This window comes from Variovorax sp. Soil_C_26, assembly GCF_057657075.1.
Genome location: NZ_JBDGJC010000003.1, coordinates 691,006 through 714,579, shown reverse-complemented (window position 1 = coordinate 714,579; position 23,574 = coordinate 691,006). Strand labels below are relative to the sequence as shown.

Sequence of the window (23,574 nt, the reverse complement as noted above, 5' to 3'; positions counted from 1 at the left end):
TGCTGCGCGCGGGCGCCTTGCAGCCAGCCCCTTGGCGAAGCAACGCGATCCCCTTGCGTAGTGTTAACAGGCCCTAGGCTGCAGTGAGCCGCCGGCGGGCGTTCAGGCGGTGACGCTGGCCCAGTATTCCCGCGCGGTCGCCTTGATGGTGCGCATCGCTTCCGGGTCGCCCTGCCATAGCGCGGAGAAGTAGGCCTTGGCCTGTGCGAGCGAGACGTCGGGCGGCAGCGGCGGCACGGCCGCATCGGTCACCATCTCGAGCAGCATCGGTCGGTCGGCCGAAAAAGCAGCTTCCCATGCGGGGGCGATGGCCTCGGGCGTGTCGACGCGTACCGCGGCAAGGCCGAGCATCTCGGCGAAGCGCGCATAAGGAAAGTCGGGCAGCTGCTGCGAGGCATCGAACTTGGGGTCGCCACTGAGCACACGCTGTTCCCAGGTCACGAGGTTGAGGTCGCGGTTGTTGAGCACCATGATCGCGAGCCGCGGATCGCGCCAATTGCGCCAGACACGCGCGAGCGTGATGAGCGCATTCAGTCCGTTCATCTGCATCGCGCCGTCGCCGAGCATCGCGACCGCGGGGCGGTCGGGGTGCACCATCTTGGCCGCGATGGCATAGGGCAGCGCCGGGCCCATGGTGGCGAGTCCGCCAGAGAGGCTGGCCTTCATGCCGCGCCGCAGCTTGACGTCGCGCGCATACCAATTGGCGGCCGAGCCGCTGTCGCAGGTGAGCATGCAGCGCTCGGGCAAGCGCGACGACAGTTCCCAGAACACCCGCTGCGGGTTCAGCGGCGAGGCCTCGACGTGCGCGCGCGCCTCGAGCACGCGCCACCATTTCGCCACGTCGGCCTCGATGCCACTGCGCCAGGGGCCGTGCGGTTTCGCATCGAGCAGCGGCAGCAGGGCCGCGAGCGTGGCGCGGCTGTCGCCGACCAGGCCCAGCTCGGTGGGGTAGCGCAGGCCGATGGCGCGCGGATCGGCGTCGATCTGCACGCAACGCGCCTGGCCTTCGGGCGGCAGGAACTCGGCATAGGGGAACGACGACCCGATCATCAGCAGGGTGTCGCACTCTTCCATCATGCGCGAGCTGGGCCGCGTGCCGAGCACGCCGATCGCGCCGGTCACGAAGGGCAGGTCGTCGGGCACCGCGGCCTTGCCGAGCAGCGCCTTCGCAACGCCGGCGCCGAGGTGCTCGGCCAGTTGGATCAATTCGTCGGTGGCGTGCAGGGCGCCCGCGCCTGCAAGGATCGCGACCTTCTGGCCGGCGTTGATGATTTCCGCCGCGCGCCCGAGTGCGATCGCGTTCGGCACCTGCGCAATGGCCGTGCTGCCGATGCCGCTGTGCACCGTGCCGTGTTCGCGTGGCGGCACCGGCACCGCGGGCAGGTCCTGCACGTCGTTGGGAAAGATCACGCAGGTCACGGCGCGGCGGTCGCGCGCAATGCGCATCGCGCGGTCGACGAGGTGGCGAACCTGTTCGGCGCTGGTGGCCATCTGCACGAACTCGTGCGCCACGTCCTTGAACAGCGAGACCAGGTCCACCTCCTGCTGGTAGTCGCCGCCGAGTGCGCTGCGTTTCTGCTGGCCCACGATGGCGACCACCGGCTGGTGGTCGAGCTTCGCGTCGTAGAGGCCATTGAGCAGGTGGATGGCACCCGGGCCCGAGGTGGCGAGGCAGACACCCACCTCGCCCGAGAACTTGGCATGCGCGCACGCCATGAAAGCCGAAAGCTCCTCATGCCGGCTCTGCACGAACTCGATCGCACCATCGGCACGGTCGAGCGCACCCATGAGACCGTTGATGCCGTCACCGGGGTAGCCGTAGATGCGCCGCACGCCCCAGTCGTGCAGCCGCTGGACCACGAAATCGCTGACCGTCTGCTTCGTCATTGGCACTCCATGTTGTCGGCCGTCCATGCTCGGCGCGGGCGGCGCGCGTGGCTGTCGTTCAACCGGCCCCAGGTTTCGTCGGCGCAGTCCCACAGGCGGCGGCAGAGTGGTCGCCAGACTTCTCCCACGCCCGTCCCCAGCGTCTTCCGACCCGACGTGCTCGTGCGGCGCGCAGGATGAAACCTTGTTCATGCAGAAGGAGCAAAGTCATGTCCCAAGGCGACAAGTCGGCCTACACGGACAAGCAGAAACGCAAGGCCGAGCACATCGAGGAGAGCTACGAGCACCGCGGCGTTGGCAAGGGCGAGGCCGAACGGCGTGCCTGGTCCACGGTCAACGCCGAGACCGGCGGCGGCAAGAAGAGCGGCAGCGGCCGCGGCAAGGCCGAGAACCATGCACCGTCGCGCAAGGGCGGCCACAAGGGCGGGGCTGCGGCCGCGTCGCGCACGGCGGCGGAGCGCTCGGCATCGGCGAAGAAGGCCGCCGCCACGCGGAAGCGGAATGCGGAGCATCGAAGCGGCTGAACCCGGAGCCTGTCAGGGCGTATGCACGAAGCAGAGCTTGTGGCCCTCGGGGTCGATGCAATACGCCGCGTAGAAGTCGGCCGCATAGCGCGGCCGCAGCCCCGGTTCACCTGCATCGGTGGCACCGCGCGACAAAGCGCCTCGCCATGCCGCATCGACCGCCTCGTGCGAGCGCGCGAGAAAGCTCACCTGCGAGCCGTTGCCCGCGGTCGCCGGCAAGCCATTGAACGGATGGTGGATGACGAATTGCGGCCAGCGAGTGCCCGGGTGGCGCCACAGCACGCCGGCCGGGCCAACGCGTGAAAGGTCGGTGAAGCGCACCATGCCGACGTGGCGCAGCACCTCGTCGTAGAACGCGGTCATGCGGCGCAGGTCGTGGACCCCGAGCTGGATATGCGCGAACATGGATGGGAAGCTCCGGTTCTTCGTGGCTGCTCAGCGGTGGCGCGCAGCGGGCAGGCGGATGCGCGGGCCGGGCGTGGTCGGAACTCGCAAGGCCTCTGCGGCCTGGCGCAGGAAGCGTTCGTTGCGCTCGCGCGACTGCGTGGCCACGCAATCGCGCGGCGCCACGGCGTCGAAGTCGCGCATGCCGGCATCCGCCACAGTGGCCCAGATGCACTGGTCGCTCGCCACCCCGGTGACGATGAGCCGCCGGGCCTTCAGGTAGGACAGCAGCAGTTCGAGCGGGGTCGCGAAGAACGCCGATTGTTTGGGCTTGAGCACGAAGTAGTCGCTTTCGGCGGGCTGCAGCGCCGAGGTGATCTCGGCGCCCGCGCCGCCCGCCTCGAGCGACATGTCGACGAGCCTGCGCAGGTCCGAACGCCAGCGCCCGCGGTTGTCGTTGACGTAGATGGTGGGCACGCCGGCACGGCTGCAGCGCGCCTTGAGCGTTGCGATCGGGCGGGCGATCGAAAGGGCGCCGGGCAGCAGCTTCTCGGCGTCGGGAAAATCCCAGACGCTGATCATGTCGATGATCAGCAAGGCGGTCTGGCCGGCGGCGGGTTCGGAAGCGAGGACAGGCGGTGGAGCGGAAGCCATGGGCTGGCGAGGTCGTCGGTCGATAGTGGCGCTGGTCGCACGATGGCCAACGGGCCGCGGCGGCCCCGTAGGAGAGCCGCGCGTGATCGCGCAAGTTGCGGCCGTCCCCCCAGGGGCTGCGTCACGCGTAGGAGGCCGCTTTCACAAGCTCGCGGGATATCCCGCCCCGCGCGGGCCGAAGCGGATCAACCATGGACTCGAGCGATGCCTGATTTGTGCTGTCCTTCGTCCCCGTTCACAAGGAGCTTTCCCGATGAACACTTTCGCTTTCAACCGACCTTTTGCGATCGTCACCGGCGCCTCCTCGGGCATCGGCCTGGAACTCGCGCGCTGCTGCGCCAACCAGGGCTTCGACCTGCTGATCGCGGCCGACGAGCCCGAAATCGAAGATGCAGCCGTCCAGCTGCGCACGCGCGGTGTCGAGGTGCAGCCGGTGCAGGCCGATCTTTCCACCACCGAGGGCGTGGACCGCCTGCTTGCCGCCGCCGGGCAGCGGCCGGTGAATGCGCTGCTCGCCAACGCGGGCCGCGGCCTCGGCCATGCGTTCCTCGACCAGAGCTTTGCGGATGCGCGCCACGTGCTCGACACCAACGTGACCGGCACGCTCTACCTGGTCCACCGCGTCGGCGGCGCCATGCGCGCGCGCGGCGAAGGCCGCATTCTCATCACCGGCTCGATTGCGGGCTTCATGCCCGGCAGCTTCCAGGCCGTCTACAACGGTACCAAGGCGTTCCTCGATTCGTTCTCGTTCGCGCTGCGCGACGAACTCAAGGACAGCGGCGTGACCGTGAGCTGCCTGATGCCCGGCCCGACCGACACCGAGTTCTTCGAGCGGGCCGACATGCTCGACACCAAGGTCGGCCAGGACGACAGGAAGGCCGATCCTGCCAAGGTGGCGAAGATCGGCTTCGACGCCATGATGAAGGGCGAGGGCGACGTGGTCGCGGGCTGGAAGAACAAGTTCCAGGCGGTGGTCGCCAACATCACGCCCTCGGAGCTGCTGGCCAAGCAGCACCGCCGGATGGCGGAGCCCGGCACGGCCGCGAGCCGCTGACGAACGGGCGCATGCCATGGACACCCTCTTCGGTTCGGGAGCTGCCCTCGTGGACACGGTCCTCCAAAGCACCGGTGGCAGCGTGGTGGTGTGGAGCGCCGATCCGCAGGCCTACGCCAGCGACCACGAACGCGCCACGCGCAGCAACTTCGCCGAGCGGCTCGCGGCACTGAAGCAGTTTCGGTTCACGGGCGAATTCGACGCCTCGCGCGCGCACGAAGGCACGCCGCTGTACTTCGTGCCGAGCGACACCATCGCGAGCACGCAACTGGCGCGCTCGCTCGGCATCTCCACGCCGCACGACCTGTTCGGCGGCGTGGTGCCGTATCCCTTCGTGGCCACCAAGGCGATCACGCATCCGCTGGTGGGCCGGGCGGCAGTCTGCCCCGAAGGCTGGGCGCCCGGCTTCGCCGCCGCCGTCGCCGATGCGGTGCTCGACGGCTTTTCGGCCTTCACGCTCGAAGACGCGTGCTGGGCCGGCCGCCAGTTGCTCGACCGGGGCACCGTGCGCATCAAGCCCGTGTGCGCCACCGGCGGGCGCGGCCAGTCGGTGGCGGCCGATGCCGAAGCGCTCGACCGCTGCCTTGCGGCCATGGACGAGAGCGAGATCGGGCTGCATGGCGTGGTGATCGAGCAGAACCTCACGCGGCCCGAAACCTTCAGCGTGGGGCAGGTGCTTGTCGATCAGATGCTGGTGAGCTACTACGGCCGGCAGCGCATGACCGCCGACAACGCCGGCCAGCAGGTCTATGGCGGCTCCGACCTGACGCTGGTGCGCGGCAACTTCGATGCGCTGCTCGCCACCACGCAGCCGATGCCGGCGCTGCGGCTCGCGATCGACCAGGCGCGGCGCTACCACCAGGCGGTGATCGACAGCTACCCCGGCTTCTTCGCATCGCGCGTGAACTACGACGTGGCGCAGGGAACCCCGCCGGACGGCCACTGGCGATCGGGCGTTCTCGAGCAGTCGTGGCGCGTGGGCGGCGCCACCGGCGCCGAGATGGTCGCGCTCGAATGCTTCTGGCGCGACCCGGTGCTCGAGCGCGTGCGCGTCTCGTGCTTCGAGGCCTATGGCGACGCACCCGACGTGCCGGCCGGCGCCACGGTGCACTACCAAGGCGTAGATCGTCAGGTCGGACCGCTGACCAAGTACGCCCTGTTTCAACCTTATGACAGCGACACGACATAACTTCATCGACATCTCCGTGGACGGCCAGCACATCGCTGGCACCCTCGTCGCCGCTTCCACCATGGTGCCCGGCGTGCTGCTGGTCCATGGCTGGGACGGCAGCCAGGAGCAGTACATCGCGCGTGCGCACGAGATCGCCGCGCTCGGCTGCGTCTGCCTGACCTTCGACCTGCGCGGCCATGCGCGCCATGCCTCGCTGCGCCAGGAGGTCACGCGCGAGGACAACCTGCGCGACGTGCTCGCCGCCTACGACACGCTCATCAGCCATCCGACCGTCGACCCCGAAGCGATCGCGATCGTCGGCAGCAGCTACGGCGGCTACCTGGCCGCGCTCGTCAGTGCCATGCGTCCGGTGCGCTGGCTCGCGCTGCGCGCGCCCGCGCTCTACCGCGACCGCGAGTGGCTGGCGCCCAAGGGGCAGCTCAGCAGGCCCGACCTGGTGGCCTACCGGCGCACGCTCGTCGGCCCGCGCGACAACCGCGCGCTCGCGGCCTGCGAGGCGTTCACGGGCGACGTGCTGATCGTCGAATCGGAGCACGACCAGATCGTGCCGCACCCGGTGATCGAGAACTACCTGGGCGCCTTCAAGCGCGTGCGCTCGGCCACCTACCGCGTGCTGTCCGGCGCCGACCATGCGCTGTCGAAGCAGTCGCACCGGCAGGCCTACGGGCAGTTGCTGGTGTCGTGGATGACCGAGATGACCCTCGGCGCAAGCGCGACCGGCGGCCTGGCTCGTCGTGTTTCCCAATCACCCGCATGAGGCTCGCCATGACCTTTGCAACGAATGACTCACCCCGCCTGCTTCCGGTGCTGCGCACCGGCCTTGTTGCCGGCACTTGCGCCAGCCTTGCCTCCACCGCCGCGCTGATGCTCTGCGGCCGTCGCGAGGCCGGCAGCATGGTGGCGCCCACCAACGCCACCAGCCACTGGCTCTGGGGCGACGACGAAGCCTTTGCCGCACGGCGGCCCACGCTCAGGCACACCGGGATCGGCTATGCCACGCACCATGCGAGCGCCGTGTTCTGGGCGGTGCTCTATGCCTGGCTGCATGCCGAGCGGCATCCGCCACGGACCGTGTCGCAAGCCCTTGCCGGTGCCGGCGTGGCCACCGTGGTGGCCTGCACGATCGACTACACCGTCACGCCGCGCCGCCTCACGCCGGGCTTCGAGCGGCACCTCTCGACGCTGTCGATGGGCGTCGTCTACGGGCTGTTCGCGATCGGGCTCGCCGCAGGCTGCCTGCTGGCGCAGCGCGGCGCCCGCGCACGCTGACGGCCGCCGCGCAGTGCGGTTCGTAGTGCGGCTAGTACGTTCACTCAAGGAGCTTTCCTACGTCGCGCGCCCGGCAGTCCTTCCATCTTCGAGTTCCCCATTCAACAAACCGGAGCCCACGATGCCCACTTCCACCAAGCGCTCGGCACCCGATGCCTGCAGCCTTCTCGACACCGACCACCGCAACGTCAAGAAGATGTTCAAGGAGTACGAGGAGCTGACCCACTCGCGCGCCGCCAGCGTGCAGCAGAAGAAGCGCGAACTCGCCAACCAGATCTGCATGGAACTCACGGTCCATGCGCAGATCGAGGAAGAGATTTTTTATCCCGCGCTGCGCGAAGCGCTCAGCGAGACCGATCTCCTCGACGAAGCCGAGGTCGAGCACGCGAGCGCCAAGGACCTGATCGCGCAGATCGAAGGCGCTGCCGACGTCGACGACATGTTCGACGCCAAGGTCATCGTGCTCGGCGAGTACATCGACCACCACGTGAAGGAAGAGCGCAACGAGATCTTCGTCAAGGCACGCGCTGCGCGCGGCCTTGACCTGGTCGCCATGCGCGATCAGCTCACCGCGCGCAAGGAAGAGCTCATGGAAGAGCTCACCGCATCGGCTTGACGCCCCCGGAGGCGCCCTTGGTGCCTCCCCACTTTCCTGTGGAGGTCCTATGACCGGTCTCGTTTCCCGGCTTTTCCCCACGGCGACCAACATGATTCGCCTGGATCACACGCACGTGATGTCCACCTATCACCAGTACAAGCCGAGCGCGTCGGCGCGGGTGAAGAAGGGCCTGGTCAACACGATCTGCACCGCGCTTGAAATCCATGCGCAGCTCGAGGAAGAAATCTTCTATCCCGAGGTGCGCAAGGTGACGGACGACGAGCGGATCAACAAGTCGATGGAAGAGCATGCCGAGATGCGGCGGCTCATCGGCCTGCTGCGCGCGATGGAGCCCGAAGCGCGCGACTACGACGATACGCTCGCCGCGCTGATGCGCGACGTGATGCACCACGTGGCGGACGAGGAAACCATCGTGCTGCCCGCGGCCGAGACGCTGCTGGCCGACCGGCTCGGCGACCTTGGGGCGCAGATGACCAAGCGTCGCCTGCAGCTGGTCGGTCCCCGCTCGGGCGAAATCGCGGTAGACATGGGCCGCGCAGCCTCGGGCAATAGCGCCGCCATCGCGGTGGTCGGGCTGGCGGCGGCCGGCCTGTTGCTGGCGCGCCGAAGCGGCCATCTACGCAGGCACGCGCGCGCATGAGCGCGCCGCATTGATATCGCTGGCTTCTCCAGGCGTCGGCCCCGGTGCACATCGGGGTCGACCGCTTCCTGCTGTCCGCTGCGTTCGCGCCGCGGGCTTTTTCTTACCTAGGAGTTTTCATGCCTCGTTCCAAACAGCCCCCGACTTCCAACAGCGCCGCGACCAGCGCAGCCGCAGCCGCCCGCAACACCGACAGCGGTGCCGCCAACCTGCCGCCGGGCGAGCCACGCGATCCGCCTTCGCAGAAAGCGGCACATGCTCAGGCACTGGCGGCGAGCATGCCGTTCAATGTCGGCAAGCCGCTCGAGCACGGCCATGCCAACGCGCTGCGGCCGCCGCAGGGGCAGTCGGTCGCGCCGCTGTCGCCGGCCGCGACGGCCAGCACGCTGTCCGAGGAAGTCGGCTCCGAGAAGACCGGCGGCATGGCGATGCCCGGCCTGAACGCCACCATCGAGTCGCTCGACCGGGTACGCGTGGATTCGGGCGGACAGCGGCTCACGACCAACCAGGGCGTGCCGATCGCGGACAACCAGAACTCGCTCAAGGCGGGCCTGCGCGGCCCGGCCCTGCTGGAAGATTTCATCCTTCGCGAGAAGATCACGCACTTCGACCACGAACGCATTCCCGAACGCATCGTGCATGCCCGCGGATCGGGCGCGCACGGCTACTTTGAAAGCTACGAAGGCATTCCGCAGTTCACCAAGGCGGCGCCGCTGCGCGAGGCCGGGAAGATCACGCCGGTGTTCGTGCGCTTCTCGACTGTGGCGGGCGAGCGCGGCTCCAAGGACACCGCGCGCGACGTGCGGGGCTTCGCGGTCAAGTTCTATACCGACGAGGGCAACTGGGACCTGGTGGGCAACAACATGCCCGTGTTCTTCATTCAGGACGCGATGAAGTTTCCCGACCTGGTCCACGCGGTCAAGCCCGAGCCGCATCACCAGATGCCGCAGGCCGCGAGCGCGCACGACACCTTCTGGGACTTCGTCGGGCTCATGCCCGAGTCGGCGCACATGCTGATGTGGCAGATGTCGGACCGCGCCATCCCGCGTAGCTACCGCATGATGCAGGGCTTCGGCGTGCACACCTTCCGGCTCGTGAACGACGCCGGCAACTCGGTGTTCTGCAAGTTCCACTGGACGCCGGTGCTCGGCACGCATTCGCTGGTGTGGGACGAGGCGGTGAAGATCTCGGGCGCAGACCCCGACTACCATCGGCGCGACCTGTGGGAGGCCATCGAGGCCGGCGAGTTTCCAGAGTGGGAGTTGGGCCTGCAGATATTCACCGAGGAGGAGGCCGAGGCCTTCAGCTTCGACGTGCTCGATGCCACCAAGATCGTGCCCGAGGAACTGGTGCCGCTCACGCCCGTGGGCCGCCTGGTGCTGAACCGCAACCCCGACAACTTCTTTGCCGAGACCGAGCAGGTGGCCTTCTGTGCTGCGCACGTGGTGCCGGGCATCGACTTCACGAACGACCCGCTGCTGGCCGGGCGCATCCATTCGTATGTCGATACGCAGATCACGCGCCTCGGTGGACCGAACTTCCACGAGCTGCCGATCAACGCGCCGATCGCACCGGTGCACAACAACCAGCGCGACGGCATGCACCGCCAGGCCATCCACCGCGGACGCGTCGCCTACGAGCCCAATTCGCTGGGCGGCGGCTGTCCGTTCCAGGCCGGGGCATCGGCCGGCTTCATGACCTTTCCGCAGCGCATCGTGGACCAGGACAAGGTGCGCGGCAAACCCGAGAAGTTCGCCGACCACTACACGCAGGCGACGCTGTTCTTCGAAAGCCAGACACCCGCCGAGCAGGCGCACATCGCGGCGGCGTTCCGCTTCGAGCTGTCGAAGTGCACCGTGCCGGCCGTGCGCGAGCGCGTGGTGGCGAGCCTCGTCAACGCCTCGCCGGCGCTCGCGCAGCAGGTGGCCGACGGGCTCGGCATTCCCGTGCCGCCGGCACTGCCGCGCGCACTCCCGCAGCCGCCGAAGCCCGAGGTGACGCGGTCGCCTGCGTTGTCGCTGATGGCGCGCCCGGGCGACGGGTCGGTGCGCACGCGCAAGGTGGCCTTGCTCGTGGCCGACGGCGCGCAGGGCGGTCAGATCGCGGCGATCCAGGCCGCGCTGTTGGCCGAAGGCGCGGTGGGCCGGCTGGTGGGGCCGCGCATCGGACCGTTCCGCACCGCGGAGGGCGAGACGATGGAGGCCGACGCGTCGCTGGAGAACGAACCCGGGTTCCTGTTCGACGCGCTCGTGCTGCCCGATGGCGCCCAGGCCGTGCAGATCCTCTCGAAGGACTTCCATACCGAGCAGTTCATCAAGGACCAGTACCAGCACGGCAAGACCATCCTCGCGCTCGGCGCGTCGGCTTCGCTGCTGGCCGATGCGAAGGTTTCCGACCGGCTGCCCTCGGGCGATGCCGATCCGGGGGTGCTGCAGGGCGGCGCCGAGAACTTCGAGGCCGCGCTGAGTGCCTTCGTGGGCGCGCTGGCGCTGCATCGCCATCCAGCACGCGAATTGGGGGCGGCCGTGGCCATGCCGTAGGCGCGACCTGAAGGTCGACGAGGAACCGCCTGGGCCGGGAGGGTGCCGGGCGCGGCGGCGTGCCCGCTGGCATGGTAGAAACCGCCAGCCGCGCGCATGACATATGCCGCACCCCCCGCACCCCGACACCTCCCACCGATGGCAGAAGACCTCGTTCTCCGAAACCCCGGGCGCGGGCGTGCGCGCTGGCTGCTGGTCGGCGCCGCCTTGCTGCTGCTGCTGGTGGGCTGCGCCGGTTTGCCGTCGGGGGTGGAACGCAGGCCGTCGGTGGCCATCTCGGATGGCGCGGACACCGTGCTCGGCCGTCTCGTAGCGGCGGCGGCGCCGCCGGAAGGCGGGCTCAGCGGCTTTCGGCTGCTGCCGATGCCGCAGTATTCGCTGCATGCCCGCATCGAGCTGGCGCGTCGGGCGCAGCGCTCGATCGACGTGCAGTACTACCTGGTGCAGAACGACGAGACCGGCCGCTACGTGCTGCGCACGCTGCGCGATGCGGCCGAGCGCGGCGTGCGGGTGCGCCTGCTGGTGGACGATCTCTACACCGCGGGTGCCGATCCGCTGTTCGCGGGCCTGGCCGCGCATGCCAACGTCGAGGTGCGGATGTTCAATCCGTTCCCGGCCGGCCGCGACCGCCTGAGCACGCGCTGGGCCGCGTCGCTGCTCGACTTCGACCGCGCGCACCGCCGCATGCACAACAAGCTCTTCGTGGTGGACAACACGATGGCCGTGATGGGCGGGCGCAACATCGCGAACGAGTACTTTCTGCGGGACGGCGGCTCGAACTTCATCGACGTCGACACGCTCGTGGCCGGCACGGTGGTGCCGCGGTTGTCGTCGCTGTTCGACATGTACTGGAACAGCCCCTACGTCTATCCGCTCGAGTCGCTGGTCCAGACCAATGTGGCCACGCCGGCGCAATGGCGCGAGCGCTTCGAGCAGCTGACCGCAGGGCCCGACACGCTGCACCCCGAGCCGCTGACCTCGACCGACCTGCTCGGCAACAACGCGTTGGAGAAGGACCTCGACGCCGGCGCGCTGTCGCTCGTGTGGGGCCGCGCCGAGGCCTACGCCGACGCGCCCGCGAAGGCGCTCGGGCGCACCGACGAGACGCGCGGCCTGCCGGCCGACGAATCGACCGACAGCGTGCTCTACAACGTGCGGCGCTACCTGCGCGCCGCGGAGCACGAGATCCTGCAAACCACGCCCTACCTGATCCCGGGGCGCGGCGGCATGGAGACGATGCGCATCGTGCGGCAGAAGGGCGTGAGCTACACCATCGTCACCAACTCGCTGGCCGCGACCGACGAGTCGCTGGTTCACATCGGCTACCGGCGCTACCGGCCCGAGATGCTGCAGCTCGGCGTGGCGCTCTACGAACTGAGCCCCAAGCGGGTGGAAGAGACCAAGCGCTTCGGCATGTACGGCTCGGCGAGCGGGCGCTTGCACGGCAAGTCGGCCGTGATCGACCGCAGCCTGGTGTTCATCGGGTCGATGAACTTCGATCCGCGCTCGATGCTGCACAACACCGAGATCGGCATCTTCATCTTCAGCCCGCAGCTTGCGCAGCAGCTCACCAGCCTCATCGGGTTCATGCGGCTGGACGGCGCCTACCAGCTGCAGCTCGGGCCCGATGGGGGCATCGAATGGGTGAGCCCGGCGTCGGGCGATGGCGCCGACACCATCCTGCACACCGAACCGGAAACCGACTTCTGGTCGCGCTGGAAGCTGGAGCTGCTCGCGCCACTGGTGCCCGAGAGCCTGTTGTAGCGCGGCGCCCGCAGGCGGGCTATTGCTGCAGCCGGCCGTTCAGGTAGGGCTCGGGGTCGACCGCCGTGCCGTTGCGGCGGATCTCGAAATGCAGCTTCACGCGGTCGCTGCCGCTCTTGCCCATTTCGGCGATCCTCTGGCCCTGGCGCACCACCGCGTTCTCCTTCACGAGGATGTTCTGCACATGCGCATAGGCCGAGAGGAAGGTCTCGTCGTGCTTGACGATCACCATGTTGCCGTAGCCGGCCAGTTCGTTGCCCACATAGACCACGCGCCCGTCGCGCGAGGCGACGATCGGGTCGCCGAGGTTGCCCGCGACGTCGAGGCCCTTGTTGCGCACCCCGTCGAAGCGCGCAATGATGGCGCCGCTCGCGGGCCGGATGAACAGCGCCTGGGGCTGCGGAGCCGGCGGCGGGGTGGTCGGGGCCGGGCGCGGCGGCGGCAGCGGCGTGGTGCAGGCGGCGAGGGCGGCGGCCACGAGCACTGCGGCGCCGGTACGGGAAACAAGGGTCTGGATGTCCATGGCTCTCTTGGAACGGGTTCGTTGCGGAGGGTTCCTTCGGTCGGCACGCGGGGCGAGCCACCGTTGCCATGCTAGCAAACTTGTAAATGGCGCAGCGTCTCGATGAAGCTGCGGCTCGCCGCCGACAGCGAGCGGCCCCGCTTGGTGACCACGAAGACGTCGCGCGACACGCGCGGTGCCGTCAGGCTGCGCACCACCAATGCCTCGTCGCCTGCGGCCCTGGCGAATGCCGAGGGCATGATCGACGGCCCCATGCCGCTGGCCGTCATCCAAAGCGCAGTCGACAGGAAGGAGACCTCGTTGACCACGTCGAGCACGACGCCGGCCTGTGCGGCCGTGCGGTCGATCAGGGGCCGGATGCCGTAGCCAGGACGCATGGTGATGACTGGATGGCCTGCCAGGTCGGCCCAGCGCACCGGCTTGGCGCTCGCGGCCAGCGGGTGGCCGCGAGCGCACACCAGGCTCAGGTGGTCGCGCATCAGCGTCTCTGTCTCGACCTCGGCGCCCGGCCGCTCGGGCGTGCCGATGCCGAAGTCCACATGCTCGCCGATGACGCGCGAGACGAACTGGTCCGGCGCGCAGTCGTCGACCACCACCCGCACGCCCGGATGCGCCTGGCCGAAACCGCGGATCGCCGCCGGCAGCAGGAAGGCGGCGAGGGTGGGCGTGATCGCCAGGCAGATGCGGCCGCGCTGCAGTTGCGCCAGCTCGCGGAAGTCGGCCGAGAGCGAGTCCACGTCACGCAGGATGCGCTCGGCGGCCGGCAGCATGTCGGTGGCCGCGGCGGTGGGCTGCAGCGAGCGGGTGGTGCGGTCGAAGAGCCGCGTGCCCAATCCCTCTTCGAGCTGCCGGATCAGCATGCTGACGGCTGACTGCGTGACGTACAGCTTCTCCGCCGCTGCACTGAGCTTGCGCAGCTGGTGCACCGCGAGGAAGGCGCGCAGTTGGCGGATGGTCGGGCTGAACTTGGGCGCGGGATTCATCAGGTCACATCATATTTCGTTCGTAATTTATTGATTTACGAATGAATGGCGCTGCCGTTCAATCCGTTTTCGGAGACATCACAAGGAAGCTCGATGAAGACACTTTCCCGCGCCCTGGTCCTGCTGGCCGGGGCCACCGCACTGCTCGCCGGCCCCACGCGGGCCCAGGCGCCTGCGGATTTCCCCCAGAAACCCATTCGTGTGATCGTGACTTTCCCGCCGGGCGGCAGCGCCGACGCCGTGGTGCGCATGCTGGTGCCGAAGCTCAACGACAGGCTGGGGCAGCCGGTCGTGGTGGACAACCGCCCCGGGGCGGGCGGCAACGTCGGACTGACCCTGGCCGCCAAGGCGCCGGGCGACGGCTACACGCTGGGCGTCGGCGCCGCCGGTGCGCTCTCGGCCAACAGCAGCCTCTATGCGCAGATGCCCTTCGACGTGCAGAAGGACTTCAGGCCAGTGGGCCTGCTGGCGGCCATCCCTTTCGTGATCGTGGGCCATCCCTCCATCGGCGTGAAGACGCAGGCCGAACTGGTCGCGCTGGCGCGCGCACAGCCGGGCAAGCTCTCGGTCGGCCACGGAGGCAACGGCACGGCCATGCACCTTTCGGCGGCGCTCTTCGCGCAGATGGCGGATGTGAAGCTGGTCGAGGTGCCCTACCGCGGCTCGGGGCCGGCGGCCGTCGACACGTTGGCGGGCCAGATCCCGCTGGCCGTGGTGGACCTGCCTTCGGCGCTGCAGCAGATCAAGGCCGGCAAGTTGCTTGCCTTCGCGGTCACCAGTGCGCAGCGCCTGCCGATGCTGCCGGACGTGCCGACGGTGGCGGAGGCCGGCCTGCCCGGCTACGACTCCACCGGCTGGTTCGGCGTGGTGGCGCCGGCCGACACGCCGACGCCCATCGTGGCGCGGTTGAATGCGGAGATCAACGCGGCGCTGAAGGACGAGCAGATCCAGGCCGCCATGCGCAACCTGGGCGTGGAGCCCGCGCCCGGCACGGTGAAGGCCTTCGACGACTACATCCGCGCGGAGACGAAGAAATGGGCCGCGGTCATCAAGGCCGCGAACATCAAGCTGGACTGAAGACACGACATGCAGGAAAAGGAAGAACTGAAGGCCGACGTGCTCGTGGTCGGCGCCGGCCCGGTGGGCCTGACGCTGGCCATGGACCTGGCTTCGCGCGGCGTGAAGGTGCTCGTGGTGGAGACGCGGCGCTACGCCGAGCCGCCCAGCGTCAAGTGCAACCACGTGGCGGCGCGCACCATGGAGCAGTTTCGCCGCCTGGGGGTGGCGCAGAAGCTGCGCGACGCGGGCTTGCCGGCCGACTACCCGAACGATGTGGTGTTCCGCACCAGCGCGACGGGCATCGAGCTCACGCGCATTCCCATCCCGTGCCGGCGCGACCGCCATACGGAGACCGAGGGGCCCGACGCCTGGTGGCCGACGCCCGAGCCGCCACACCGCATCAACCAGCTCTTCCTCGAGCCCATCCTGCTCGAGCACACGGCCGCGCTGCCGAACGTGAAGCTCCTCAACCGCACGCAGCTCACCGGCTTCGAGCAGGACGCGGAGGGCGTCACCGCCCTTGCCACCGACCTCGACAGCGGCGACACACGCCGCATCCGCTGCCGCTACCTGGTGGGCTGCGACGGCGGCAGCTCGGGCGTGCGCAAGCGCATGGGCGCCAAGCTGGAAGGCACGCCCGTGATCCAGCGCGTGCAATCGACCTACATCCGCGCGCCGCAGCTGCGCGCGATGATTCCGGGCAAGCCGGCCTGGTCCTGCTACGCGGTCAATCCGCGACGCTGCGGCACGATGTTCGCGATCGACGGGCACGAGACCTGGCTGGTGCACAACCATCTGAATGCCGACGAGCCCGAGTTCGATTCGGTGGACCGCGACCGCTCGATCCGCGAGATCCTCGGCGTCGGCGAGGACTTCCGCTACGAGGTGATCAGCAAGGAAGACTGGGTGGGCCGCCGCCTGGTGGCGGACCGCTTCCGAGACCGCCGCGTGTTCATCGCCGGCGACGCGGCACACCTGTGGGTACCGTATGCGGGCTATGGCATGAACGCCGGCATCGCCGATGCGATCAACCTCTCGTGGTTGCTCGCGGCCTGCGTGCAAGGCTGGGCCGACGAGCGCATCCTCGACGCCTACGAAGCCGAGCGCCAGCCGATCACCGAGCAGGTCTCGCAGTTCGCGATGGACCATGCGCAGAAGATGATTCGCGCGCGCCGCGCCGTTCCGCCGGACATCGAGGCGCCGGGCCCCGAAGGCGACGCGCTGCGCGCGGAGGTCGGGCGCGAGGCGTACGCGCTGAATGTGCAGCAGTTCTGCTGCGCCGGCCTCAACTTCGGCTATTTCTACACGGGCTCGCCCATCATCGTGGCGGACGGCGAGGAGGCTCCCCCGTACACCATGGGCGACTTCACGCCATCGACCGTGCCCGGCTGCCGCGCGCCGCATCTGTGGCTGAGCGACGGGCGCTCGCTTTACGACGCCTTCGGCCCCGGCTACACGCTGCTGCGCTTCGACCGCCGCGCGGATGTCCAGGCGCTCGCGCAGGCGGCGCATGCCGCGCGGCTGCCGCTGTCGGTGCTCGACGTCGAGGCCGGGGAAATTCCGCGCGCCTACCGCCATCGCCTGGTGCTGTGCCGTGCCGACCAGCACGTGGTGTGGCGCGGCGACCGTGTGCCGGCCGATCCAGCCGCCTTGGTCGCCCTGCTGCGGGGGGCGGCACGCGCCGCCGAGGGACGGCCTACTTGAGCGGAATCGGCGTGCCGCGATCGATCGGCACCGCGGTGATGCTGTTCTTCGGCGAACCGTCGATCAGGAGCTCCGAATAGGTGAGATAGACCAGCGTGTTGCGCTTCGGGTCGACCATGCGCACCACGCGCAGCCGCTTGAACAGGATCGACAGCCGCTCGCTGAAGACTTCCTCGCGCTTGGGCAGGGGCTGCGGCATGCTCACCGGACCGACCTGGCGGCAGGCGATCGAGGCGTCGGAGGTGTCTTCGGCCAGCCCGAAAGCGCCTGAGATCCCGCCGGTCTTGGCGCGCGAGACGTAGCAGGTCACGCCGTTGACCTTGGGGTCGTCGTAGGCCTCGACCACGATCTTGTGGTCGGGGCCGATGAGCTTGAACGCGGTGTCCACCTCGCCGATGGCTTCGGCGCGCGCCGAGGCGGCGATGAGCAGGAGCCCGAGGAGGGCGCCGGTGCGAACGGTTCTTTTCGACATTTGTTTTTTAACTCCCTTGAACGATGCCGAGGCTCAGACGATGCTGAGTTCATGGACGCGGTCGAAACTGCCGCGCCGTCGGTCCTCGAAATAGTGTTCGAGCGCCTCGCGCACCGTGCGGAAGGCGATCTCTTCCCAGGGAATCTCTTCCTCGGTGAAGAGCTTCGCCTCGATGGTCTCGTGCCCCGGGTCGAAGCGGTCGTCGAGCAGCCGGGCACGGTAGAACATGTGCACCTGGCCCACGCGCACCACGCTGATCACCGCGAACAAGCCTTCCATCTCGTAGTGGGCGCCGGCCTCCTCGTCGGTCTCGCGCGCCGCGCCCTGGGCCGTGGTCTCGCCGAGTTCCATGAAACCAGCGGGCAGTGTCCACTTGCCCCAGCGCGGCTCGATGTTGCGCTTGCACAGCAGCACCTTGTCGCCGAGCACGGGAATGGTGCCCACCACGTTGAGCGGGTTCTCGTAGTGGATGGTGCTGCAGGCCGGGCAGACGGCGCGCTCCTTGGTGTCGCCGTCGTCGGGGACGCGGTAGACCACCGCGGTGCCGCAGTTCTTGCAGTGCTTGATGGGTACGCGCAGGATCATGCGAGGCCGACCGTCGGGTTCAGACGACCTTGACCGTGAGCTTGGGCAGCCCCGCCACTTCGCCCACCAGCGTGTCGCCCGCCACCACCGCCGCCACGCCTTCGGGCGTGCCGGTGAAGATCAGGTCGCCGGGCTGGAGATCCCAGGCGGCCGAGAGGTGCTCGATGGTTTCGGCCACGTTCCAGATCAGCTTGGCGACCGTGCTGCGCTGGCGGTCGGTGCCGTTGACCTGCAACGAGATCTCGGCCTTCTCGGCGTCGCCGGCCTGGGCCACCGGCACGATCGGGCCGATGGGCGCGCTCTGCTCGAAGCCCTTGCCGATGTCCCAGGGGCGGCCCTGCTTCTTCATCTCGCCCTGCAGGTCGCGGCGCGTCATGTCGAGGCCCACGGCGTAGCCGTAGATGTGCTTGTGCGCGTCGGCGGCCAGGATGTTGCGCCCGCCCGTGCCGATCGCCACCACGAGCTCGATCTCGTGGTGCAGGTTCTTCGTCAGCGCGGGGTAGGCGATGGTGCCGGTCTGGCCGTCTTCGACCACGACCGCGGCATCGGCCGGCTTCATGAAGAAGAAGGGCGGTTCGCGGCCGGTGAAGCCCATTTCCTTCGCGTGGTCCTCGTAGTTGCGGCCCACGCAATAGATGCGGTGCACCGGAAAGCGGGCCGTCTGCCCGACCACCGGAACCGAAACCGTCGCGGGCGGGGCGAAAACAAACTCGGAAGCCATTGCGTCTGTCCTTTTCAGCGAAAAATCTGGGAAAACGGCAGTGTGCCAGAGGCAGGCCCGCGCCGCCGCTCTGCGCCGCCCGGCGCTATGCTCACGGCATGATGAAGCTGCACAACTACTTCCGTTCCTCCGCATCGTTCCGCGTGCGCATCGCGTTGAACCTCAAGGGCCTGGACTTCGAGTACCTCCCCGTCCACATCGCGCGCGGCGACCACCGCTCGGGCCCGTTCTCGGCCATCTCGCCCGACATGCTGGTGCCGCTGCTCGAGGACGAGGGCGAGCGCTTCTCGCAGTCGATGGCAATCATCGAATACCTCGACGAGACGCATCCCGAGCCGCCGCTGCTGCCAACCGACCCGGTGGGACGGGCGCACGTGCGTGCACTGGCGCAGTCGATCGCCTGCGAGATCCATCCGCTCAACAACCTGCGCGTGCTCAAGTACCTCGTGAAAGACCTGAAGCTCGACGACGCGGCCAAGAACGAGTGGTATCGCCACTGGGTGCGCGAAGGCATGCTGGCGTTCGAGCGGCAGCTCGCGCAGCACCCGGACAGCACCTTCTGCTACGGCCACACGCCCACGTTGGCCGACTGCTGCCTGGTGCCGCAGATCTTCAACGGCAGGCGCTTCGATTGCGACTTCAGCGGCCTGCCGCGCACCATGGCCGCGTTCGAGGCCTGCATGGCGCTCGACGCGTTCCAGCGCGCGCAGCCCTCGCAGGCTCCAGACGCCGAGGCATGAGCGCCGCGCCGGGCCGCCCCAAGCAAGCTCGCTCCCGCTTGGCGGGAAGGCTCGTAGCGCCAAGGGTGCACCAGTGAACGCACCCGAGCCGGAGTGGCTCGTGCCCGACTGGCCGGCGCCGCCGAATGTGCAGGCGCTGTGCACGACGCGGGACGGCGGGGTGTCGGCAGGGCGCTACGAAAGCCTCAACCTCGGCGACCACGTGGGCGATGCCCCAGCCGACGTGGCGACCAATCGGGCCCGGCTGGCGCAGGCGCTGGACGGTGCGCGGCCGGTGTTCCTGCAGCAGGTGCACGGCACCGGGGTGGCGATGCTCGATGGCGCCCAGCCTTACCCCGACGGCATGGCGGCCGATGCTGCCACCACCACTGCGGCCGGCGTGGCCTGCACGATCATGGTGGCCGACTGCCTGCCGGTGCTGTTCACCGACAGGGCCGGCCGGCGCGTGGCGGCCGCGCATGCGGGCTGGCGTGGGCTCGCTGAGGGCGTGCTGGAGCGCACGGTCGCAGGGTTCGACGCGCCGGCCGGCGAGCTGATGGCCTGGCTCGGGCCCTGCATCGGCCCCACGGCCTTCGAGGTCGGGGCCGAGGTCAAGGCCGCTTTCGAGGCGCATGCCCCTGAGGCGGCAGCCTGCTTCGCACCCGCGGCAGCGCCCGGCAAATGGCTGGCCGACCTGCCGTCGCTGGCGCGCCAGCGGTTGCGCGCAGTGGGCCTGGTGCAACTGCATGGCAACGACGGCAGCGCCGAGTGGTGCACCGTCGGCAATCCCTCACGGTTCTTTTCGCACCGGCGCGACGGCGTCAGCGGGCGCTTCGCTGCCCTGGTCTGGAAGCGCTGAAGCCAGCGCGGCCGCCTTCTCGGCCGCCGCGGCCTGCCGAGCAGCTTCCTGGGCCTCGGCCTCGCGCTGCTTGATCGCGCGCCGCCGCGCCGGCGCGCCCATCAGGTAAACCACCAGTGCCACGGGCGCCAATCCGTACAAAAGAAATGTGAAGATGGCACCCAGCACGGTGCCCGTGGTGTTGGTGGCCTCGGCCACGGCCATCATCACGACGACGTAGAGCCAGCCGATCACGATCAGGTGGATGAACACAGCAGGTTTCAGCAGGTAAGTGGAAGGCCGCCGCTTCGGAGGCCTCGGGAAATGCAGGATACTCAAAACGCGCAAGCCATCCGTATCGATTCAGGTGAGGACCCGAAGACATGACAAAGCAACAAGCAACGGGGGCAGAGGCATTCGCACCGCTCCAGAAGGCGTTTTCAGACGGCTGGGCCCAGGCCATGCAGGCGTTCCAGCAGGCGGCCGGGCAGACACCCGCAGCCTTTGCCGGCAAGCCGCTTTGGCAGTTGCCGCCGATGCCCGAGATGCCCGGCATGCCGCAGATGCCCGAGATGCCGCGCCTGTCCGTGCCGCCCGAGAAGCTGCAGGCGATTCAGCAGGACTACGTTGCCGAGGCGAACGAGCTTTGGCGCAAGGGCCTCGAGGCGCGGCCCGAGGGCGACCGGCGCTTCGCCGGCGAGGCCTGGGGCAGCAATCCGCTGTCGTCCTTTGCGGCCGCGGTGTACCTGCTCAACGGCCGCACCCTGCTGCGCATGGCCGAGGCGGTCGAGGCCGACGAGAAGACCCGCTCGCGCCTGCGCTTCGCGGTCGAGCAATGGATGGCCGCTGCGTCGCCGAGCAATTCGCTCGCACTCAACCCCGAAGCCCAGAAGAAGGCCATCGACACGCGCGGCGAGAGCATTGCGCGCGGCATCCAGAACCTGCTGCACGACGTGAAGCAGGGCCACCTGAGCATGACCGATGAAAGCGCCTTCGAGGTCGGCCGCAACGTCGCGACGACCGAGGGCGCGGTGGTGTTCGAGAACGAGCTGTTCCAGCTGCTCGAGTACAAGCCGCTCACGGCCAAGGTGCACGAGCGGCCGTTCCTGCTGGTGCCGCCGTGCATCAACAAGTTCTACATCCTCGACCTGCAGCCCGAGAACTCGCTGATCCGCTATGCCAACGAGCAGGGTCACCGCGTATTCGTGGTGAGCTGGCGCAATCCCGACGAGTCGCTGGCCCATGCCACCTGGGACGACTACATCGAGCAGGCGGCGATCAAGGCAATCCACGTGGTGCAGGAGATCGGCGCGAACAAGCAGATCAATGCGCTCGGCTTCTGCGTCGGCGGCACGATCCTGAGCACCGCGCTCGCGGTGCTCGCGGCGCGCGGCGAGAAGCCGGCTGCGTCGCTCACGCTGCTGACGACTTTTCTCGACTTCAGCGACACCGGCATCCTCGACATCTTCGTGGACGAGCCGATGGTCAAGTACCGTGAGATGCAGCTCGGCAAGGGCGGCCTGCTGCCCGGCACGGACCTGGCCTCGACCTTCAGCTTCCTGCGGCCGAACGACCTGGTCTGGAACTACGTGGTCGGCAACTACCTCAAGGGCGAGACGCCGCCGCCGTTCGACCTGCTCTACTGGAACAGCGACGCCACCAACCTGCCGGGGCCGTTCTACACCTGGTACCTGCGCAACACCTATCACGAGAACAAGCTCGCCAAGCCCGGTGCACTCACGGTCTGCGGCGAGAAGATCGACCTCGGCCGCATCGACGTCCCGGCCTACATCTACGGCTCGCGCGAGGACCACATCGTGCCGATCGGCGGCGCCTATGCCTCCACGCAGCTGCTGCCGGGCAAGAAGCGCTTCGTGATGGGCGCTTCGGGCCACATCGCCGGCGTGATCAACCCGCCCGCCAAGAAGAAGCGCAGCCACTGGTTGCGCGAAGACGGCAAGTTTCCCAAGACCCAGGCCGAATGGCTCGCCGGCGCCAAGGAGCAGCCCGGAAGCTGGTGGACCGACTGGGCACAATGGCTCAAGGGCCACGGCGGCAAACAGGTTGCTGCGCCCAAGGCCTATGGCAACGGCAAGGCCTACAAGGCGATCGAGCCGGCGCCCGGGCGCTACGTGAAGGCTCGCGCCTGATCTTCGCCCGCACCCTTCCAAATCACACATCAACGGAGAGAACCCAAATGGAAGACATCGTCATCGTTTCGGCTGCACGCACGCCGGTCGGCAAGTTCGGCGGCTCGTTGGCCGGCATTGCGGCCACCGAGCTGGGCGCCCTCGTCATCAAGGAAGTGATCGCGCGCGCCAAGCTCACGCCCGAGCAGGTCGGCGAGGCGATCATGGGCCAGGTGCTGGCGGCGGGCGCTGGGCAGAACCCGGCGCGCCAGGCATGGCTCAAGAGCGGCGGCGCGAAGGAAACCCCGGCGCTCACCATCAACGCCGTCTGCGGCTCGGGCCTGAAGGCCGTGATGCTCGCGGCGCAGGCCGTGGCCACGGGCGACAGCGAGATCGTGATCGCCGGCGGCCAGGAGAACATGAGCATGGCGCCGCACGTGCTGCCCAATTCGCGCAACGGCCAGCGCATGGGCGACTGGAAGCTGGTCGACACGATGATCGTCGACGGCCTGTGGGACGTCTACAACCAGTACCACATGGGCATCACGGCCGAGAACGTGGCCAAGAAGTTCGGCATCGACCGTGCGGCGCAGGACGAGCTGGCCCTCGGCAGCCAGACCAAGGCCGCGGCCGCGCAGGATGCCGGCAAGTTCAAGGACGAGATCGTGCCGGTGAGCATTCCGCAGCGCAAGGGCGATCCGCTGGTCTTCGACCAGGACGAGTTCATCAACCGCAAGACCAGCGCCGAAGGCCTCGCCGGACTGCGCCCCGCGTTCGACAAGGCCGGCGGCGTGACCGCGGGCAATGCGTCGGGCCTGAACGACGGCGCTGCTGCGGTGATGGTGATGACGGCCAAGAAGGCGGCCGCGCTCGGCCTCAAGCCGCTGGGCCGCATCGCGAGCTACGCCACGGCCGGACTCGACCCGGCCATCATGGGCATGGGCCCTGTGCCCGCCTCGACCAAGGCGTTGCAGCGCGCCGGCTGGAAGGCCGCCGACCTCGACCTGCTCGAGATCAACGAAGCCTTTGCCGCACAGGCCTGCGCGGTGAACAAGGAAATGGGCTGGGACGTGAACAAGGTCAACGTGAACGGCGGCGCCATCGCCATCGGTCATCCGATCGGCGCGTCGGGTTGCCGCATCTTGGTGACGCTGCTGCACGAGATGCAGCGCCAGAACGCGAAGAAGGGCATCGCGTCGCTGTGCATCGGCGGTGGCATGGGCGTGGCGCTGACGATCGAGCGCTAGAGTTTCGGCGGGGCGCTGCTTTCAGGGCGCGATCCCGCCGACGGGGTACCTTTCTCCGCGAATGTCC

General features: G+C 68.6%; 24 protein-coding genes. 15 read left to right on the top strand and 9 right to left on the bottom strand.

The features are described 5' to 3' along the window. Positions 1-102: 102 nt before the first annotated feature. Complete coding sequence (locus AC3A6G_RS12780) at positions 103-1,887, bottom strand: thiamine pyrophosphate-requiring protein (RefSeq protein WP_487863671.1); 1,785 nt, start codon at positions 1,885-1,887, stop codon at positions 103-105. Positions 1,888-2,096: 209 nt separating this feature from the next. On the opposite strand from AC3A6G_RS12780, the gene AC3A6G_RS12775 reads away from it, so the two are divergent. After that, complete coding sequence (locus AC3A6G_RS12775) at positions 2,097-2,411, top strand: plasmid stabilization protein (protein ID WP_487873765.1); 315 nt, start codon at positions 2,097-2,099, stop codon at positions 2,409-2,411. A gap of 12 nt (positions 2,412-2,423) precedes the next feature. Here the strand turns inward: AC3A6G_RS12775 and AC3A6G_RS12770 are convergent, their stop codons facing one another. Together AC3A6G_RS12770 and AC3A6G_RS12765 are read right to left on the bottom strand one after the other, a co-directional pair. Further along, positions 2,424-2,816, bottom strand: coding sequence for a VOC family protein (locus AC3A6G_RS12770; protein ID WP_487858713.1), 393 nt, complete (start codon positions 2,814-2,816; stop codon positions 2,424-2,426). A gap of 30 nt (positions 2,817-2,846) precedes the next feature. After that, positions 2,847-3,449, bottom strand: a complete 603-nt coding sequence (locus AC3A6G_RS12765) for a cysteine hydrolase family protein (protein WP_487873764.1) — start codon at positions 3,447-3,449, stop codon at positions 2,847-2,849. 253 nt (positions 3,450-3,702) lie between these two features. Here AC3A6G_RS12765 and AC3A6G_RS12760 point away from each other — a divergent pair, with 253 nt between their 5' ends. From AC3A6G_RS12760 to AC3A6G_RS12725, 8 genes are all read left to right on the top strand, one after another. Further along, positions 3,703-4,503, top strand: coding sequence for an SDR family NAD(P)-dependent oxidoreductase (locus tag AC3A6G_RS12760; protein WP_487873763.1), 801 nt, complete (start codon positions 3,703-3,705; stop codon positions 4,501-4,503). A 49-nt stretch (positions 4,504-4,552) separates the two neighbouring features. Further along, positions 4,553-5,692 carry a DUF3182 family protein gene (locus AC3A6G_RS12755; RefSeq protein ID WP_487873762.1) on the top strand — a complete coding sequence of 380 codons (1,140 nt, stop codon included), beginning with the start codon at positions 4,553-4,555 and terminating at the stop codon, positions 5,690-5,692. After that, the gene (locus AC3A6G_RS12750; RefSeq protein ID WP_487858717.1) at positions 5,673-6,452 is read left to right on the top strand and encodes an alpha/beta hydrolase family protein; all 780 of its coding nucleotides are present in this window, start codon (positions 5,673-5,675) and stop codon (positions 6,450-6,452) included. Before AC3A6G_RS12755 ends, AC3A6G_RS12750 begins: the two co-directional genes overlap by 20 nt. Before the next feature lie 8 nt (positions 6,453-6,460). Then, entirely contained in the window at positions 6,461-6,964 is a 504-nt protein-coding gene (locus AC3A6G_RS12745) for a hypothetical protein (RefSeq protein WP_487858718.1), read from the top strand. Positions 6,965-7,085: 121 nt separating this feature from the next. After that, positions 7,086-7,580, top strand: a complete 495-nt coding sequence (locus AC3A6G_RS12740; RefSeq protein ID WP_487873761.1) for a hemerythrin domain-containing protein — start codon at positions 7,086-7,088, stop codon at positions 7,578-7,580. A 49-nt stretch (positions 7,581-7,629) separates the two neighbouring features. Then, complete coding sequence (locus tag AC3A6G_RS12735; RefSeq protein WP_487873760.1) at positions 7,630-8,223, top strand: hemerythrin domain-containing protein; 594 nt, start codon at positions 7,630-7,632, stop codon at positions 8,221-8,223. Between the two features lie 119 nt (positions 8,224-8,342). Beyond that, the gene (locus AC3A6G_RS12730) at positions 8,343-10,763 is read left to right on the top strand and encodes a catalase (RefSeq protein WP_487873759.1); all 2,421 of its coding nucleotides are present in this window, start codon (positions 8,343-8,345) and stop codon (positions 10,761-10,763) included. 138 nt (positions 10,764-10,901) lie between these two features. Next, positions 10,902-12,527: a phospholipase D family protein gene (locus AC3A6G_RS12725; RefSeq protein WP_487873758.1), complete on the top strand. Its 1,626-nt coding sequence runs from the start codon at positions 10,902-10,904 to the stop codon at positions 12,525-12,527. A 19-nt stretch (positions 12,528-12,546) separates the two neighbouring features. Here the strand turns inward: AC3A6G_RS12725 and AC3A6G_RS12720 are convergent, their stop codons facing one another. Next, positions 12,547-13,050 (bottom strand): murein hydrolase activator EnvC family protein, encoded by a 504-nt coding sequence (locus tag AC3A6G_RS12720; RefSeq protein ID WP_487863676.1) that lies wholly within the window; start codon positions 13,048-13,050, stop codon positions 12,547-12,549. A 71-nt stretch (positions 13,051-13,121) separates the two neighbouring features. After that, a complete protein-coding gene (locus AC3A6G_RS12715) occupies positions 13,122-14,033 on the bottom strand; it encodes a LysR family transcriptional regulator (protein ID WP_487873757.1) in 912 nt (303 codons plus the stop codon). A gap of 93 nt (positions 14,034-14,126) precedes the next feature. Here AC3A6G_RS12715 and AC3A6G_RS12710 point away from each other — a divergent pair, with 93 nt between their 5' ends. Together AC3A6G_RS12710 and AC3A6G_RS12705 are read left to right on the top strand one after the other, a co-directional pair. Next, positions 14,127-15,110 carry a Bug family tripartite tricarboxylate transporter substrate binding protein gene (locus AC3A6G_RS12710; protein WP_487858725.1) on the top strand — a complete coding sequence of 328 codons (984 nt, stop codon included), beginning with the start codon at positions 14,127-14,129 and terminating at the stop codon, positions 15,108-15,110. A gap of 9 nt (positions 15,111-15,119) precedes the next feature. After that, the gene (locus AC3A6G_RS12705; RefSeq protein WP_487873756.1) at positions 15,120-16,796 is read left to right on the top strand and encodes an FAD-dependent oxidoreductase; all 1,677 of its coding nucleotides are present in this window, start codon (positions 15,120-15,122) and stop codon (positions 16,794-16,796) included. On the opposite strand, the gene AC3A6G_RS12700 is transcribed toward AC3A6G_RS12705, so the two are convergent. Genes AC3A6G_RS12700 through AC3A6G_RS12690 form a run of 3 tightly spaced genes read right to left on the bottom strand, consistent with a single transcriptional unit; the run spans position 16,789 to position 18,574 of the window. Further along, a complete protein-coding gene (locus AC3A6G_RS12700; protein WP_487858727.1) occupies positions 16,789-17,268 on the bottom strand; it encodes a CreA family protein in 480 nt (159 codons plus the stop codon). The genes AC3A6G_RS12705 and AC3A6G_RS12700 overlap by 8 nt on opposite strands. A 33-nt stretch (positions 17,269-17,301) precedes the next feature. Beyond that, the gene (locus AC3A6G_RS12695; RefSeq protein ID WP_487858728.1) at positions 17,302-17,853 is read right to left on the bottom strand and encodes an NUDIX hydrolase; all 552 of its coding nucleotides are present in this window, start codon (positions 17,851-17,853) and stop codon (positions 17,302-17,304) included. A gap of 19 nt (positions 17,854-17,872) precedes the next feature. Further along, complete coding sequence (locus tag AC3A6G_RS12690) at positions 17,873-18,574, bottom strand: fumarylacetoacetate hydrolase family protein (RefSeq protein ID WP_487858729.1); 702 nt, start codon at positions 18,572-18,574, stop codon at positions 17,873-17,875. 101 nt (positions 18,575-18,675) lie between these two features. On the opposite strand from AC3A6G_RS12690, the gene maiA reads away from it, so the two are divergent. Further along, positions 18,676-19,314 (top strand): maleylacetoacetate isomerase, encoded by a 639-nt coding sequence (gene maiA, locus AC3A6G_RS12685; protein WP_487873774.1) that lies wholly within the window; start codon positions 18,676-18,678, stop codon positions 19,312-19,314. A gap of 73 nt (positions 19,315-19,387) precedes the next feature. After that, positions 19,388-20,152: a peptidoglycan editing factor PgeF gene (gene pgeF / locus AC3A6G_RS12680; RefSeq protein WP_487858730.1), complete on the top strand. Its 765-nt coding sequence runs from the start codon at positions 19,388-19,390 to the stop codon at positions 20,150-20,152. Here pgeF and AC3A6G_RS12675 read toward each other — a convergent pair. Further along, positions 20,084-20,404: a hypothetical protein gene (locus AC3A6G_RS12675; protein ID WP_487858731.1), complete on the bottom strand. Its 321-nt coding sequence runs from the start codon at positions 20,402-20,404 to the stop codon at positions 20,084-20,086. The genes pgeF and AC3A6G_RS12675 overlap by 69 nt on opposite strands. A 110-nt stretch (positions 20,405-20,514) precedes the next feature. Between AC3A6G_RS12675 and phaC the strand changes: the two genes are divergently transcribed. Together phaC and AC3A6G_RS12665 are read left to right on the top strand one after the other, a co-directional pair. Beyond that, on the top strand, positions 20,515-22,281 hold the full coding sequence (gene phaC, locus AC3A6G_RS12670) for a class I poly(R)-hydroxyalkanoic acid synthase (protein WP_487873755.1): 1,767 nt from the start codon (positions 20,515-20,517) through the stop codon (positions 22,279-22,281). A gap of 47 nt (positions 22,282-22,328) precedes the next feature. Next, entirely contained in the window at positions 22,329-23,507 is a 1,179-nt protein-coding gene (locus tag AC3A6G_RS12665) for an acetyl-CoA C-acetyltransferase (protein WP_487858733.1), read from the top strand. Positions 23,508-23,574 lie beyond the last annotated feature (67 nt).